This window comes from Metabacillus halosaccharovorans, assembly GCF_002019635.1.
Taxonomy (GTDB): domain Bacteria; phylum Bacillota; class Bacilli; order Bacillales; family Bacillaceae; genus Metabacillus; species Metabacillus halosaccharovorans.
Map to the genome: position 1 here is coordinate 2022863 of NZ_KV917371.1, position 15923 is coordinate 2038785.

Genomic DNA, 15923 nt, shown 5'->3' on the forward strand with positions numbered 1-15923 from the left:
GGATAGATTTTTATGCAGCGAGTTATGATAGTTGGGGCAGGTAAAGCTGGTTTGGCGCTATTAAAGAGAATGGTTGAAACATCAATTATGAAAGTAGTTGCTGTTATTGACCAAAATGAGCTAGCACCAGGGATAGAATATGCAAAAAAGCGAGGCATACAAACAAGTACAAAATGGGAACCGTTCATGAATTCTAACCTCAATATAATTATTGAGGCAACAGGTTCTAACGAAGTGATGCAAAAATTACAAAATGTAAAGCATTCTGATATGATGATCATTCCCGGATCTGTAGCACTAATCATTTCTGAGCTTGTTGAAGAAAAAGAGGAATTGATTGCAAGACTTAAAGAAGAAACGTATAAACAGCAAACGATCTTTAATTCGACAAATGATGGAATGATTGTTATTGATATAAACGAAAAAATCATTTTGTTCAATAAAATGGCTGAAAAAATTACCGGTTTTCCCCGCGAAAAAGCAATAGGTTTAAATATAAAAAAGGTAATCTCATCAAGTAAGCTTGGCAGAACATTAAAAACCCGTGAAGTTGAAATAAATCAAGAACAAGTCCTGGAAAATGGTTTGAAGATTATTACAACGAGAATTCCAATGATCGATGAATCTGGAAATCTGCTTGGTGCATTGTCGTTGTTTAAAGATATTACCGAGGTTGTGAATTTAGCAGAGGAAGTCACAAATTTAAAAGATATTCAGATGATGCTTGAAGCGATTATTCAATCTTCTGAAGAAGCTATTTCGGTTGTTGATGAGGAAGGTAGAGGAATCCTTATTAACCGTGCATATTCAAGGTTAACAGGGCTAACTGAAGATCAAGTAATAGGTAAACCTGCAACAGCTGATATTTCAGAGGGTGAGAGTATGCATATGAAGGTATTACAAACGAGGCGTGCTGTACGCGGGGCCAGAATGAAAGTTGGACCGGCTAAAAAAGATGTGATTGTTAATGTTGCACCAGTTATTGTTAGCGGTAAGCTAAAAGGAAGTGTTGGAGTCATTCATGATATGTCTGAAATACAGACCTTAACAACTGAACTAAACAGGGCTCGGCAAATTATTCGAACGTTAGAAGCGAAATATTCATTTGAAGATATTATTGGTGTAAGTGACGAAATGAAAATGGCAATTGAACAAGCGAAATTAGGAGCCAAAACACCTGCAACTGTCTTGCTGAGAGGGGAATCGGGTACAGGAAAAGAGCTATTTGCCCATGCAATCCATAATGCAAGTGACAGGAAATACAATAAGTTTATTCGAGTTAATTGTGCTGCGATTTCCGAGAACCTTCTTGAAAGTGAACTGTTTGGTTATGATGAGGGGGCTTTTTCAGGAGCTAAACGAGGCGGAAAAAAGGGATTCTTCGAAGAATCGAATAATGGAAGTATCTTTTTAGACGAGATAGGTGAGCTTTCAGCTAATATGCAGGCAAAGCTATTACGGGTATTGCAAGAAAATGAAATTGTCAGAGTTGGAGGAACTAAGCCAATTGCTGTAAATGTACGCGTAATTGCAGCTACAAATGTAAATATTGAAAAGGCGATGGCTGAAGGAAGCTTTAGGGAGGATTTGTATTATCGACTAAATCGATATCCAATCTCCATTCCACCATTAAGAGATCGTAAGGAAGATATACCGGCATTATGTGAACGTTTGCTTCGAAAATTAAATCAAGATTATGGAAGGAATATTGAAAGCTTAACTTCACAGGCCATCAATCAGCTTATTCAGTATCATTGGCCGGGAAATGTTAGGGAGCTTGAAAATGTCTTGGGAAGAGCAATTATTTTTATGGAATATCAAGAAACTACGATAAGTGAAAAGCATATTCCAATACTTCAACTTTCTCGACATGAAAGAAAAGTACAAGAAAATAAATCATTTGTCCATAATAATGAAGAAACACTTGCTGAGGCAGTTGAACGAGTTGAGGCAGATGTTATAAAACGATCTTTGGAGTTTCATGAATATAATCGAACACAAACAGCAAAAGCTTTAGGAATTTCATTAAGAAGTCTTTATTACAAAATGGAAAAATATAATCTTGCAAACAATAGCATGCAATAGAATTCATAGTTTGCAAAAAGGTGCATGATCGTTATATGATAAAGAAGGATAAATGAAGAAGTCTCTCTTTGCATAATTGAAAGTGTAAGAAATCTATGGATCATGCTTTAGAAAAGCTATGGCTTTCGTAAATAAATATAGCGACAAGCCACGGTTTTTCTACTCTTTTTTTCATACATAAATGTGATTGAGTATTTTTTAATCACTCAACTTAAAATGGGGACAAGGTTTACTATTTTGGCATACTTCTTGCTTATATTTATTTAAGAACAATTAGTTGATGGTCAAACTGATGTTTTGGAAGGAAATGAATGTGAATGAAGTTGGAAAACCTGCTTATAGAAGCAGCAAAAATAAAAGGTCAAAGTGTAGCTGTGGCATCAGCTGAGGATGAAGAGGTCATAGAAGCGGTAGCAGAGGCAATTAATCGAGATTTAGCTCATTTCATGCTTTTTGGCCAAAAGGATGAAATTGAACTTTTGTTGGACAAAAAAGGAATAAAAAAAGAAATGGTTCAAATCATTCAATCTCGATCTCAACAACAAGCTGCAGAGCTTGCTGTAAGAGCTGTTCATCAAAATGAGGCATCAGTTCTTATGAAAGGACATATCCCAACATCAATTCTTTTAAAGGCTGTTTTAAATAAGGAATATGGCTTAAGGACAAGAAGAGTTTTATCTCATGTTGCTATGTTTGACATTCCAGGATTTTCTAAAGCAGTTTTTGTGACAGATGCAGCAATGAACATTGAACCGGATTTACAACAAAAAGAGCAGATCGTTGTAAATGCTATAAATGTTGCGCGGTCAATCGGAGTATCTGTACCAAAGGTTGCAGCAATCGCAGCCGTAGAGGTTGTTAATTCATCTATGAAAGCAACCCTTGATGCAGCAGCACTTACAATGATGTATAAGAGAGGTCAAATTCAAAATTGTGTGATTGATGGCCCTTTAGCACTTGATAATGCGGTCTCTCTTCTTGCGGCACAACATAAAGGAATCACAAGTGAAGTTGCAGGGCAAGTTGACATCCTCTTGGTTCCTAGCATTGAGGCAGGAAATGTTCTCTATAAATCATTGATTTATTTTGCAAAAGCTAAGGTGGGAGCAGTAATCGCGGGAGCAAAGGCTCCAATTGTCCTAACAAGCCGATCTGACAATTCTGAAAGTAAACTATATTCGTTAGCCTTGGCGCTATGTTCTTCAGAAAAGTAAAACCTTAGGAGGAAACACATCATGGAAATTTTCAAATATATGGAGCAATATGACTATGAACAATTGGTATTTTGCCAAGATAAACAATCTGGATTAAAAGCCATTATTGCTATTCACGATACAACATTAGGCCCTGCCCTAGGTGGAACACGAATGTGGACATATGCTTCAGAGGAAGAAGCAATAGAGGATGCACTTCGTCTTGCTCGTGGGATGACATATAAAAATGCTGCGGCAGGTTTAAATCTGGGAGGCGGAAAAACAGTTATAATTGGCGACCCTAGAAAAGATAAAAATGAAGAATTGTTCAGAGCATTCGGCCGGTATATTCAAGGACTGAATGGTCGCTATATTACTGCTGAGGATGTTGGGACTACTGTTGCAGATATGGATCTCATTCATGAGGAAACAGATTATGTAACAGGAATTTCTCCTGCATTTGGTTCATCGGGCAATCCTTCACCGGTTACGGCTTTTGGAGTATACAGAGGGATGAAAGCTGCTGCAAAAGAAGCATTTGGTACAGATTCTCTTGAAGGAAAAGTTGTCGCAGTACAAGGTGTAGGAAATGTTGCATATAATCTTTGCAAGCATCTCCATGAAGAGGGAGCAAAATTAATAGTAACGGATATTAATCAGGAAGCTGTTCGAAGAGCTGTAGAAGATTTTAATGCTAAGGCTGTTGAACCAAACGATATTTATAGTGTTGATTGCGATATTTATGCACCATGTGCATTAGGAGCAACAATAAATGATGTTACGATTCCCCAATTAAAAGCAAAAGTTATTGCGGGTGCGGCAAATAATCAATTAAAAGATACAAAGCATGGTGATGTAATTCATGAATTGGGCATTGTATATGCCCCTGATTATGTTATTAATGCAGGCGGTGTAATCAATGTTGCTGACGAATTGTATGGTTACAATAGTGAAAGAGCGCTCAAAAAAGTGGAAACAATCTACAATAATATCTCACGGGTTATTGAAATAGCAAAACGAGATGGTATTCCAACATACAAAGCTGCTGATCGTTTGGCAGAAGAAAGAATTGAGAGAATGAGAAACTCCCGTAGCCAATTCTTACAAAACGGTCATCATATTTTAAGTCGAAGATCTTAATGATCTTAATAATGAACAAAATTAGGGGATTAACCTTAACAACTAGTACATTTTAATTCAGTAAATGTCCGGAAGCCATTTTGTTGAGGTTAATTCAGTGCATTAATCTTCATCTCAAAAAAACCTCAGGGAAGAAGCTGTACATATAGAAGTAATAAATAAAATGATTGAATGACTACGGAGGTTTTGGCCAATTGCTGAGCAATGAATATCGAATACTTGTCATAAATCCAGGTTCAACCTCAACAAAAATTGGTGTGTTTGACAATAAAAGATCTATATTTGAGAAAACACTTCGGCATGATGCTGAAAAACTTAATACGTTTTCGACTATTATTGATCAATACGAATTTCGGAAACAAACCATCCTTGAAACATTAGATGAAGAAGGGATTAACATCTCAAAATTAAATGCGGTCTGTGCCCGCGGTGGACTCCTTCGTCCAATTGAGGGCGGCACATACACAGTTAATGACGAGATGATTGAGGATTTAAGAAAAGGTTTTGCTGGACAGCATGCTTGTAATTTAGGTGGCATTATAGCTTTTGAAATTGCTGCTGCCTTAAATATCCCAGCTTATATCGTAGACCCGGTGGTTGTGGATGAAATGCAAGAAATCGCGAAAATATCAGGTATTCCTTCTATTCAGAGAAGAAGTATTTTTCATGCATTAAATCAAAAAGCAGTTGCACGTAGAGTGGCGGCAGATCTCAATAAAAAATATGAAGATTTAAACTTAATCATTACTCATATGGGTGGAGGTATCACTGTTGGTGCTCATAAGAACGGTCGTGTTATTGATGTGAATAACGGTTTGCATGGTGACGGACCATTTAGTCCCGAGAGAGCAGGGACTGTACCGGCAGGGGACCTTGTAGCAATGTGTTATTCTGGAGACTTTTACCGGGAAGAAATGATGAAGAAGCTTGTAGGACATGGCGGATTAGTCGGATATTTAGGCACGAATGATGCAACAAAGGTAGAGAAAATGATTAAAGCAGGGGATCAAAAAGCAACATTAATTTATAATGCAATGGCCTATCAAATTGCAAAAGAAATTGGCTCTGCAAGTGCAGTTTTAAAAGGTAAGGTTGATGCAATCGTATTAACTGGAGGATTAGCATATGGAAAAACCTTTGTGAAGGAGATTTCATCGTATGTTGATTGGATTGCAGATGTTTATGTGTTTCCGGGTGAAAATGAGCTGCAGGCGTTAGCTGAAGGTGCACTCCGAGTATTAAGAAAAGAAGAGGAAGCCAAACATTATCCGAATGAGAAAATGGTGTCAAAGGTTTTTTAAATGTTAAAGCAACATCGGACACCTTAGCCTAACTGGCATAAAGAAGTGGTAGAAAAGATGTAGAACAGCAGATGTTCTTTATAAAAAATATTTGTTGCTTCCTACAAATGAAGGAGTGTATGAAAGTGGCTACTGATTACGATTTGGTTATTCTTGGTGGAGGGACCGGTGGCTATGTTGCTGCAATACGGGCTTCACAGCTTGGGCTTAAAACAGCGATTGTGGAGAAGGGAAAGCTTGGAGGAACCTGCCTTCATAAAGGGTGTATCCCTAGTAAAGCATTATTAAGAAGTGCAGAAGTTTTCACCACTGCAAAAAAAGGTGATCAATTCGGTGTAGAAACATCAGATGTTAAGCTTAATTTTTTGAAGGTACAAGAGCGAAAACAAGCAATTGTTGATCAATTGCATCAAGGTGTTCAGCAATTAATGAAAAAAGGAAAAATTGATATTTATGAAGGATTCGGACGAATTCTAGGCCCATCCATTTTCTCACCAATGCCCGGTACGATTTCGGTAGAGATGAACAATGGAACTGAAAATGAAATGCTTATTCCTAAGAATGTCATTATTGCTACGGGTTCAAGGCCTAGAAGTCTTGATGGACTAGAAATCGATGGTAAAACGATTATAAGTTCTGATGAAGCTCTGGAATTAACATCCCTACCAAAATCAGTCATTATTGTTGGTGGTGGTGTGATCGGTATTGAATGGGCTTCAATGCTTTCAGACTTTGGAGTTAGTGTAACTCTTTGTGAATATGCTGACCGCATCCTTCCGACAGAAGATAAAGAAATTTCAAAAGAAATGACTCGATTAATGACAAAAAAGGGTGTAAACATTTATACAAGTACAAGGGTATTACCGGAGACAATTAACAAGGAAAATGGTGTAACCATTCACGCTGAGTATCAGGGTGAACAAATAGAATTTGCAGCAGATATTATGCTCATATCTGTTGGTCGAAATCCAAATGTCGAGGGAATTGGTCTTGAAAATACAGATATTCAGCTAGAAAAAGGTTTTATAAACACTAATCAGTTTTATCAAACGAAGGAAACTCACATTTATGCAATTGGTGATGTTATTGGTGGATTACAGTTAGCACATGTAGCCTCACATGAAGGGATTATTGCTGTGGAGCATATAGCAGGAAAGAATCCAATCCCTATGGATCAGACATTGATATCCAAATGTATTTACAGCTCGCCTGAGGCATCTAGTGTAGGGTTTACTGAAGATGAAGCGAAAGAAAAAGGATATAAAGTGAAGATTGGTAAATTTCCTTTTAAGGCGATTGGGAAGGCCCTTGTATTTGGCGAGACAGATGGATTTGTCAAACTTGTCGTAGATGAGGAATCAGATGACTTATTAGGAGTCCATATGATTGGACCACATGTAACAGACATGATATCTGAAGCAGGTCTTGCGAAAGTCCTAGATGCCACACCGTGGGAGATTTCACACACCATTCATCCGCACCCGACATTATCTGAGGCAATTGGTGAAGCAGCACTTGCTGTTGATGGCAAAGCAATTCATTTTTAATAGTGAAGTGTAAGTACATGATCAGAGACGGTGGTCGCTGAACGGGCGCTTACGCTTTTAAACTAGGAGGTATACAAATGACAGAAAATCGTCATCAAATGTTAAACCTTACTGATGAAGATGTATTAAATATGTATGAAACAATGTTGTTAGCAAGAAAAATTGATGAACGGATGTGGCTTTTAAATCGTGCCGGTAAAATTCCATTTGTTATTTCCTGTCAAGGACAGGAAGCAGCTCAAGTGGGAGCAGCTTTTGCACTAGACCGTAAAGTAGATTATGTGCTTCCCTACTATAGAGATATGGGAGTTATTTTAAGGTTCGGTATGACTGCAAAAGATCTCATGCTTTCAGGCTTTGCGAAAGCAGAGGATCCAAATTCGGGTGGAAGACAGATGCCTGGACATTTCGGTCAAAAGAAAAATAGAATTGTCACCGGATCCTCACCTGTTACAACTCAAGTTCCCCATGCGGTTGGTATCGCCCTTGCAGGGAGACTGCAAAAGAAGAATTTAGTTACATTTGTGACCTTTGGTGAAGGTTCATCAAATCAGGGGGATTTCCATGAGGGAGCGAATTTTGCAGCAGTTCATAAACTGCCTGTTATTTTCATGTGTGAAAATAACAAGTATGCTATTTCTGTTCCTTATGATAAGCAAGTTGCATGTGAGAAGATTTCAGATCGAGCAATCGGATATGGAATGCACGGTGAAACTGTAGATGGTAATGATCCACTTGAAGTGTATCGTGCTGTAAAAGAAGCAGCAGATCGGGGACGTCGTGGAGAGGGTCCTACATTAATTGAAACAATATCATATCGCTTAACACCACATTCAAGTGATGATGATGATCGAAGTTACCGGGAGCAAAACGAAGTGGCTGAAGCAAAGAAAAATGATCCGGTCTTAACGTTTGCCCAGTATTTAACATCACTTGGAATTTTAACAGATGAAAAAGAAAAAGAAATCATCGATAACATAATGACAATTGTGAATGAGGCAACCGAATATGCAGAAGCGGCTCCATATGCGGATCCAAATCACGCTTTAAAATATGTGTATGCTGAGTAGGGGGGAGAAAATATGGCTGTTATATCGTATATTGAAGCCATTACAATGGCAATGCGTGAAGAGATGGAGCGCGACGAAAATGTTTTTGTATTAGGCGAAGATGTCGGCAAGAAAGGTGGCGTTTTTAAAGCAACTGCAGGTCTGTATGACCAATTCGGTGAAGCTCGCGTAATAGATACACCACTTGCTGAATCAGCCATCGCTGGTGTTGGTATTGGTGCAGCTATGTACGGGATGAGACCAGTAGCAGAAATGCAATTTGCTGATTTTATTATGCCTGCTGTAAATCAAATCGTTTCAGAGGCGGCTAAAATTAGATATCGATCGAACAATGATTGGAGTTGTCCTATAACAATTCGAGCACCATTTGGTGGTGGAGTGCATGGAGCTTTATATCATTCTCAATCTGTCGAAGCGATGTTCGCGAATCAACCAGGACTTAAAATCGTTATTCCGTCAACACCATATGATGCCAAAGGGCTTTTAAAAGCAGCGATACGTGATGATGACCCGGTTCTTTTCTTTGAACATAAACGTGCATATCGTTTAATAAAAGGTGAGGTACCAACTGATGATTATGTATTGCCAATTGGAAAAGCAGATGTGAAGCGTGAAGGAGATGACGTAACAGTTATAACGTATGGGTTATGTGTCCACTTTGCTCTTCAAGCTGCTGAGCGCTTGTCAAATGATGGTATTTCTGTTCATGTAGTTGATTTACGTACAGTATACCCACTAGATAAAGAAACAATTATTGAAGCTGCTTCCAAAACCGGTAAAGTATTACTTGTCACAGAAGATAATAAAGAAGGAAGTATAATTGGTGAGGTATCAGCCATCATTGCGGAAAACTGTTTATTTGATTTGGATGCTCCAATTATGAGACTAGCAGGTCCTGATGTACCAGCGATGCCTTATGCTCCGACGATGGAAAAATTCTTTATGATGAATCCCGACAAAGTTGAGGAAGCAATACGTAAATTAGCTGAGTTTTAATAATTTGTAGAAAAGCCTTTTAACCGAGGAGGTTCCATTGTGGCTATAGAAGAAATTAAAATGCCCCAGTTAGGGGAAAGTGTGACAGAAGGTACCATTAGTAAGTGGCTCGTTTCTGTTGGTGAAAAGGTAGAAAAGTATGCCCCGTTAGCAGAGGTTATGACAGATAAGGTCAATGCAGAAGTACCCTCTTCATTTAGCGGTGTCATTAAGGAGCTTATTGCAAATGAAGGGGACACTTTAGATGTGGGAGATGTTATTTGTCACATCGAAGTTGAGGGTGAGTCAGTAGAAATAAAAGATCAACCTTCGAAAATAAAAGAACAAATTGAACATTTAAGTGAGTCACCCCAAAATAATCAAAACAAAAAAAGATATTCCCCTGCAGTCCTAAAACTTGCACAAGAACATGATATAAATCTTGAACAAGTTAATGGTACCGGTGCGGGTGGACGGATTACACGAAAAGATTTATTGAAAATAATTGAATCAGGCTCAATACCTGCTCCAGCTGCAAAAGAAGAAATGCCTGTGCAAATAAAATCTTCTAAAGTCTCAGCACCTGTTACAGCTCAAACAGGTGATCGTGAAATACCAGTATCAGGTGTAAGAAAAGCAATTGCTGCCAATATGGTAAGAAGTAAACAAGAAATTCCACATGCCTGGATGATGATGGAAGTGGACGTGACTGAGCTTGTTAAGTATAGAAACTCAATAAAAGATGATTTTAAGAAAACTGAAGGATTTAATCTAACCTTTTTTGCCTTCTTTGTAAAAGCTGTTGCACAAGCTTTAAAAGAATTCCCGCAAATTAACTCAATGTGGGCTGGTGATAAAATTATTCAAAAGAAGGATATTAATATTTCAATTGCGGTTGCAACTGAGGATTCCTTATATGTGCCTGTTATAAAACATGCAGATGAAAAAACAATCAAAGGAATTGCAAGAGATATCACTGATTTAGCATATAAGGTAAGAAACGGAAAGTTAACCTCAGAAGATATGCAGGGAGGTACTTTTACAGTTAATAATACCGGTTCATTTGGATCTGTCCAATCAATGGGAATTATTAATTATCCCCAAGCAGCGATTGTTCAGGTCGAATCCATTGTGAAACGTCCAGTTATTATTGATGGGATGATTGCAGTAAGAGACATGGTGAATTTATGTATGTCCTTAGATCATAGAATTCTTGATGGATTAGTAAGCGGTCGTTTCCTTTCAAGAGTCAAAGAGATCCTTGAACATACAACCAAAAAAACAACGCCAATTTATTAACACATCAAAAAAAGTAATCGATTTTTCGGTTACTTTTTTTATAGTAATGAAAATGAAAAACATAGGAAAGTTCATTGCTGTGATGAGAAAATTATAATAGAATAAGATTATAAATAAATGTAAGCGCATACTTTTTGTTGTGATTCCGATTTTCCTAAAGTAATTATCTACAAGGAAGCCCGCATAATATGATATATGGTAAAAGTTCAAAGGGGGTGGGCCTCCAATTTGGAGGTGCAATATGGAGGAGGAACAGATAACATCGGTAACTAGGGAGAAACATAAAACATGGAAAAAAGAAGTGGAAAAATCATTAAGAGGGAAACCCATAGAAAATTTAATGAAAATCTCTGATGAAGGAATATCTATCAAAACGTTATACGATGAATTAGATTTAGAACATAATGTAATTAGTAGAACAAATCTAATAGGAAAAGATCATCAATTAAAAATCAGTCAATTAATATCAGCAAAAGATCCCCAAGATTTAAAAGAAAAAATAATCTACGCAAAAAAAAGAGGTCAACACTCCTTCTATATGACAAACATTGATTATTTAGAAAGAGAACAAGATATAGTTGAAGCTTTTACTTCAATAAATTGGACTGAGGATGTTGTTTTTATTGATGTGGGAGAAAACATAGGATTTACACCTTTGTTCTTTCACCACCAAAAAATGCAGCATCAATTTAAACGTGTTGTTGGAACGATTAGCTTTGATCCTTATGAGGAGCTTTTACTTGAAGGGGTAAGTAAGGTTTCACTTGGAACTAAAATGGATTTTTTGGCTGATACGATAAAATGGTCTGCCGCAAATGAAGGACATGTTCGTTGTCTATTAATAAAAGGAAATATCTATAGTGAAGCGGGAGCAAATGCACTTCAAGAGTTAGTTTTTACTTTTTCTCAAGTGATTGATCTCATTAATGAGCTTACAAATAGGGGTATTTCATTTGAAAGTATTGAGAACTCATTAACAATCTCCCTTGGTGTTGGATCAAATTTTTTTATGGAAATCGCTAAGTTACGAGCGGCAAGGAATATATGGGCTTCGATTGTTCAAGCATATGGTGGAAATGCACAAGAGCTTAAAGTTAACTTACACGCTATTACAACAACCTTTAACAAAACCGCATTTGATACTCATGTCAACTTGCTTCGTACAACAACAGAAAGTTTTTCTGCAGTTCTTGCTGGAGTTAATGAGATAACAATTTTACCTTTTGATCATGTGTTAAATCAATCTAGTATTCTGGCAGAAAGAATAGCAAGGAACACATATTTTATATTGAATGAAGAAAGTTTACTATCAAAGGTTGTTGATCCATCTGCTGGTTCTTATTATGTTGAAACAATAACGAAACAACTTGGGATGGAAGCATGGGAGAAAATAAAAGAAATTGAACAAGATGGAGGGTTTTTACCTCAATTAAAACAGGGAACCATTCAGCATGAGCTCGAGAAGATGAGGGAAAAACGAATGGCGGTAGTAAATAATAGAGATAAATTAGTCATCGGAACAAATACGTATGCTCTAACAAATGAAAAAGTAACGATAAGGAAGGAAGAAAAAGGTGAAAAACCCAACAATCTAACAGAGATTAATCCTTCATTTCAGGAAGCGCTAACCTATATTGGTAAAGAGAAAAGGGTACCAACAATAAAAGGTGACAACCAAAAAGAGAAACTTCATATTATTCCCATTCAATGTCAAAGGTTAGTAGAACATTTTGAGAGGCTTCGTTTTCAGGCTGAAAAAGCCAAAGAAAAAGGTCGTTTTGTTAAAGTTGGGATCATTACATTTGGAAAGTTAAAGGACTATAAACCAAGCCTTGATCATATTAGTGGAATCTTAGCAGCAGGAGGAATTGAAATTGAACTTACCTCTTGGGACGACCTAAGAGCTTTACCTAACCTACAAGTTGTTATTCTATGCGGTAAAAAAGAAGATGTTCAAGTTGTAGATTCCTCATATATTCAACAGTTAAGGAAAGATAATCCATCCCTCTACATTTATATCATGGGGAATGAAAAAGAAATGACAGATAACCTCAACCTATCCGGAGTGATTTCTTTGCATGATGATATCTATCAATTTCTGCTAAACATCCATAATATTTTGGGGGTTAGTAAAGAATGAAAAGACGTGATCTATCTAATTCTCCATTCGTTCAATTTAAACATGAGCAAAATACAAAAAATAAAACCTACTTAACAAATGAGCAAATTAATATAAAGAGTCACTATGATGAACGTGATTTATCTTCTCTTCAACATCTAGGGTCTCTTCCAGGGATAGAACCTTTTGTAAGAGGACCATATTCGACAATGTATGTGAATCGGCCATGGACGATAAGACAGTATGCCGGATTTTCAACAGCAGAAGAAAGTAATAAATTTTACCGAAGAAATTTAGAGATGGGACAAAAGGGGCTATCTGTTGCGTTTGATTTGGCAACACATAGGGGCTATGATTCTGATCATCCTCGGGTAACTGGAGATGTTGGAAAGGCAGGTGTCGCGATCGATTCAATCTTAGATATGAAGCAATTATTTGATGGCATACCATTAGATGAGATGTCTGTCTCTATGACAATGAACGGTGCGGTACTACCTATCATGGCTTTTTATATCGTGACAGCAGAAGAACAGGGAGTTCCAATAGAAAAGCTTACTGGCACAATTCAGAACGATATTTTAAAAGAATATATGGTTCGGAATACCTATATTTACCCACCTGACATGTCTATGAAAATTATAGGAGATATTTTTGAATATACATCGAAAAACATGCCGAAATTTAATAGCATTAGTATATCCGGCTACCATATGCAAGAAGCGGGAGCACCTGCCGATCTTGAACTTGCTTATACGCTTGCAGATGGCCTTGAATATATTCGTACCGGTCTTAAAGCCGGTCTGGATATTGACCAGTTTGCCCCTAGGTTGTCATTTTTCTGGGCAATAGGAATGAATTACTTCATGGAAGTAGCAAAGATGAGGGCCGCCCGCTTCTTATGGACATCGATTGTAAAAGAGTTTCAACCGAGAAATCCTAAGTCAACAGCCTTAAGAACCCATTCTCAAACATCGGGATGGAGCTTAACAGAGCAAGATCCTTATAATAATGTTGTTCGTACATGTATCGAGGCCCATGCAGCTGCAATGGGGCATACCCAGTCTCTTCACACCAATGCATTAGATGAAGCAATTGCATTGCCAACTGATTTTTCAGCAAGGATCGCTCGAAATACACAACTTTACCTTCAGCATGAAACTGGGATCTGTGATGTGATTGATCCTTGGGGTGGTTCTTATTATGTTGAATCACTCACCCATTCTTTAATCGAAAGAGCGAAGCTGCATATGAAAGAAATTGAGGAGCTGGGCGGGATGACGAAGGCAATTGAAATAGGATTGCCAAAGATGAAAATTGAGGAAGCTGCTGCCCGGAGACAGGCGAAAATTGATTCAGGTCAAGAAGCAATCATTGGTGTAAATAAATTTAAGTTAGAGCAAGAGGAACCGATCGATATACTGTCAATCGATAATCAAGAAGTAAGAAATAAGCAAATTGCAAAGATTAAACAATTAAAAGCAAATCGAGATGATAGAAAAGTGACAAAGGCACTGCAGGCATTAACTAAATGTGCTGCAGAAAAAGCGGGAAATTTGTTGGAATTAGCTGTTGAAGCGGCAAGACATAGGGCTACTTTAGGTGAAATTTCCTTTGCGATTGAGAAGGTTTCAAAACGTCATCAAGCGATGATACGTACAATTAGTGGTGTGTATAGTTCCGAATTTACTAACGAAGATGAAATAAAGAAAGTAAGAGAATTAACGGATCAATTCTATCAACTTGAAGGAAGACGACCAAGGATTTTAATTGCAAAAATGGGTCAAGACGGCCATGATAGAGGAGCGAAGGTAATCTCAACTGCATTTGCAGATCTGGGCTTTGATGTTGATATCGGTCCACTTTTTCAAACACCTGAAGAAACAGCTGCACAAGCTGTAGAAAATGATGTTCATGTAGTAGGTATGAGCTCATTAGCGGCAGGTCACAAAACATTATTGCCGCAATTAGTGGATGAATTAAGAAAGCTTGGTAGGGAAGATATACTTGTTATTATTGGCGGAGTAATCCCATACCAGGATTATGAAGAATTAATGGATAAAGGAGCTGCAGAAATTTTCGGACCAGGAACTGTCATCCCTGTTGCTGCCACAAAAGTAGTAAACAAAATTTTTGAAAGACTTGGATATGAGGAAGTCGGCGAATGAAAAAGTTCGTAAAGAAAAAAACGGACACTCCTGTAGAACAGCTTATAACAGGAATTGAAAGAGGAGACCGGGGTTTACTAGCACAAGCCATTACATTGGTAGAAAGCAATGCAAAGCAACATTTTGAAAAAGCACAAAAAATAATAGAATCATTGCTTCAAAAAAAGAATTCAACAATTCGTATTGGAATAACAGGTGTTCCAGGTGCAGGTAAAAGTACGTTCATTGACTCGTTTGGAATGTATCTTTGTGAACAAGGATACCGTGTGGCTGTTCTTGCCATCGATCCGACAAGTCAAGTTTCTAAAGGAAGTATAATGGGAGATAAAACAAGGATGGAGAGATTGTCAAAGCATCCAAATGCTTATATTAGACCCTCTCCCTCCGGTGGAAATCTTGGTGGAGTTAGTAGGAAAACAAGAGAAACGATCATTTTATGTGAAGCCGCCGGATATAATATAATTCTTGTTGAAACGATGGGGGTAGGGCAAGGAGAATTTGTTGTACGGGAAATGGTTGATTTTTTCCTTCTACTCGTATTAACCGGAGCCGGTGATGAATTACAAACGATGAAAAAAGGAATTATGGAGCTACCAGATTTAGTTGTAGTGAACAAAGCAGATGGAGAAAATATGTCCAGGGCTAACAAAGCAAAAAGTGAATATAACTCTATTCTTCACTTTTTAACATCCTATACAAAAGACTGGGAAACAAGGGCTGTTACTGCTTCAGCATATGAGGGAACAGGGATCGTGGACATATGGGAAATCGTGAAAGACTTTGAGAAACAAACAAAAAAAAGCAATCTTTTTTATCAAAGACGCAGTGAACAACAATTAAATTGGCTACATGACCTAATCAAACAAGAGTTATTTCGTCATTTTTACGATCAACCGCTTATAAAAAAAGAGCTTAATTTAGCTGAACAAACGGTTAAAACAGGGACGAAACATGTAAGCAGAGCTGCGCTGGAATTAGTACAAATGTATATAGAACATAAACGATAAGCGATCTATTTGCTCATTTAAT

Annotated in this window: 11 protein-coding genes; all 11 read left to right on the forward strand. The window is 37.5% G+C overall.

Going from position 1 to position 15923, the window contains the following annotated elements:
- Window positions 1-12: 12 nt before the first annotated feature.
- The 11 genes from BK577_RS09475 to meaB all read left to right on the forward strand — a co-directional run bounded on the left by BK577_RS09475 (window position 13) and on the right by meaB (window position 15901).
- Entirely contained in the window at window positions 13-2085 is a 2073-nt protein-coding gene (locus BK577_RS09475; RefSeq protein WP_078432660.1) for a sigma-54 interaction domain-containing protein, read from the forward strand.
- Window positions 2086-2402: 317 nt separating this feature from the next.
- The gene (gene yqiS, locus BK577_RS09480) at window positions 2403-3299 is read left to right on the forward strand and encodes a phosphate butyryltransferase (protein WP_078432661.1); all 897 of its coding nucleotides are present in this window, start codon (window positions 2403-2405) and stop codon (window positions 3297-3299) included.
- 21 nt (window positions 3300-3320) lie between these two features.
- Window positions 3321-4418 (forward strand): branched-chain amino acid dehydrogenase, encoded by a 1098-nt coding sequence (gene bcd / locus BK577_RS09485; RefSeq protein WP_078432662.1) that lies wholly within the window; start codon window positions 3321-3323, stop codon window positions 4416-4418.
- 194 nt (window positions 4419-4612) lie between these two features.
- Window positions 4613-5719 (forward strand): butyrate kinase, encoded by a 1107-nt coding sequence (gene buk / locus BK577_RS09490; protein WP_078432663.1) that lies wholly within the window; start codon window positions 4613-4615, stop codon window positions 5717-5719.
- A 125-nt stretch (window positions 5720-5844) separates the two neighbouring features.
- Window positions 5845-7266: a dihydrolipoyl dehydrogenase gene (gene lpdA / locus BK577_RS09495; RefSeq protein WP_078432664.1), complete on the forward strand. Its 1422-nt coding sequence runs from the start codon at window positions 5845-5847 to the stop codon at window positions 7264-7266.
- Window positions 7267-7343: 77 nt separating this feature from the next.
- Window positions 7344-8336: a thiamine pyrophosphate-dependent dehydrogenase E1 component subunit alpha gene (locus BK577_RS09500; RefSeq protein WP_078432665.1), complete on the forward strand. Its 993-nt coding sequence runs from the start codon at window positions 7344-7346 to the stop codon at window positions 8334-8336.
- Between the two features lie 12 nt (window positions 8337-8348).
- On the forward strand, window positions 8349-9332 hold the full coding sequence (locus tag BK577_RS09505) for an alpha-ketoacid dehydrogenase subunit beta (protein ID WP_078432666.1): 984 nt from the start codon (window positions 8349-8351) through the stop codon (window positions 9330-9332).
- Window positions 9333-9371: 39 nt separating this feature from the next.
- Window positions 9372-10610 carry a dihydrolipoamide acetyltransferase family protein gene (locus tag BK577_RS09510; protein WP_078432667.1) on the forward strand — a complete coding sequence of 413 codons (1239 nt, stop codon included), beginning with the start codon at window positions 9372-9374 and terminating at the stop codon, window positions 10608-10610.
- Between the two features lie 241 nt (window positions 10611-10851).
- A complete protein-coding gene (locus BK577_RS09515; RefSeq protein WP_078432668.1) occupies window positions 10852-12750 on the forward strand; it encodes a methylmalonyl-CoA mutase family protein in 1899 nt (632 codons plus the stop codon).
- A complete protein-coding gene (gene scpA / locus BK577_RS09520; protein WP_078432669.1) occupies window positions 12747-14894 on the forward strand; it encodes a methylmalonyl-CoA mutase in 2148 nt (715 codons plus the stop codon). Before BK577_RS09515 ends, scpA begins: the two co-directional genes overlap by 4 nt.
- Entirely contained in the window at window positions 14891-15901 is a 1011-nt protein-coding gene (gene meaB / locus BK577_RS09525) for a methylmalonyl Co-A mutase-associated GTPase MeaB (RefSeq protein ID WP_078432670.1), read from the forward strand. The genes scpA and meaB overlap by 4 nt, the downstream gene beginning before the upstream one ends.
- The last annotated feature ends 22 nt before the right edge of the window (window positions 15902-15923 follow it).

Bases quoted from the DNA above. Each gene is read 5' to 3' on its own strand.
- BK577_RS09475 (WP_078432660.1), top strand. From the start codon at position 13: ATGCAGCGAGTTATGATAGTTGGGGCAGGTAAAGCTGGTTTGGCGCTA.
- yqiS (WP_078432661.1), top strand. From the start codon at position 2,403: ATGAAGTTGGAAAACCTGCTTATAGAAGCAGCAAAAATAAAAGGTCAA.
- bcd (WP_078432662.1), top strand. From the start codon at position 3,321: ATGGAAATTTTCAAATATATGGAGCAATATGACTATGAACAATTGGTA.
- BK577_RS09500 (WP_078432665.1), top strand. From the start codon at position 7,344: ATGACAGAAAATCGTCATCAAATGTTAAACCTTACTGATGAAGATGTA.
- BK577_RS09505 (WP_078432666.1), top strand. From the start codon at position 8,349: ATGGCTGTTATATCGTATATTGAAGCCATTACAATGGCAATGCGTGAA.
- BK577_RS09515 (WP_078432668.1), top strand. From the start codon at position 10,852: ATGGAGGAGGAACAGATAACATCGGTAACTAGGGAGAAACATAAAACA.
- scpA (WP_078432669.1), top strand. From the start codon at position 12,747: ATGAAAAGACGTGATCTATCTAATTCTCCATTCGTTCAATTTAAACAT.
- meaB (WP_078432670.1), top strand. From the start codon at position 14,891: ATGAAAAAGTTCGTAAAGAAAAAAACGGACACTCCTGTAGAACAGCTT.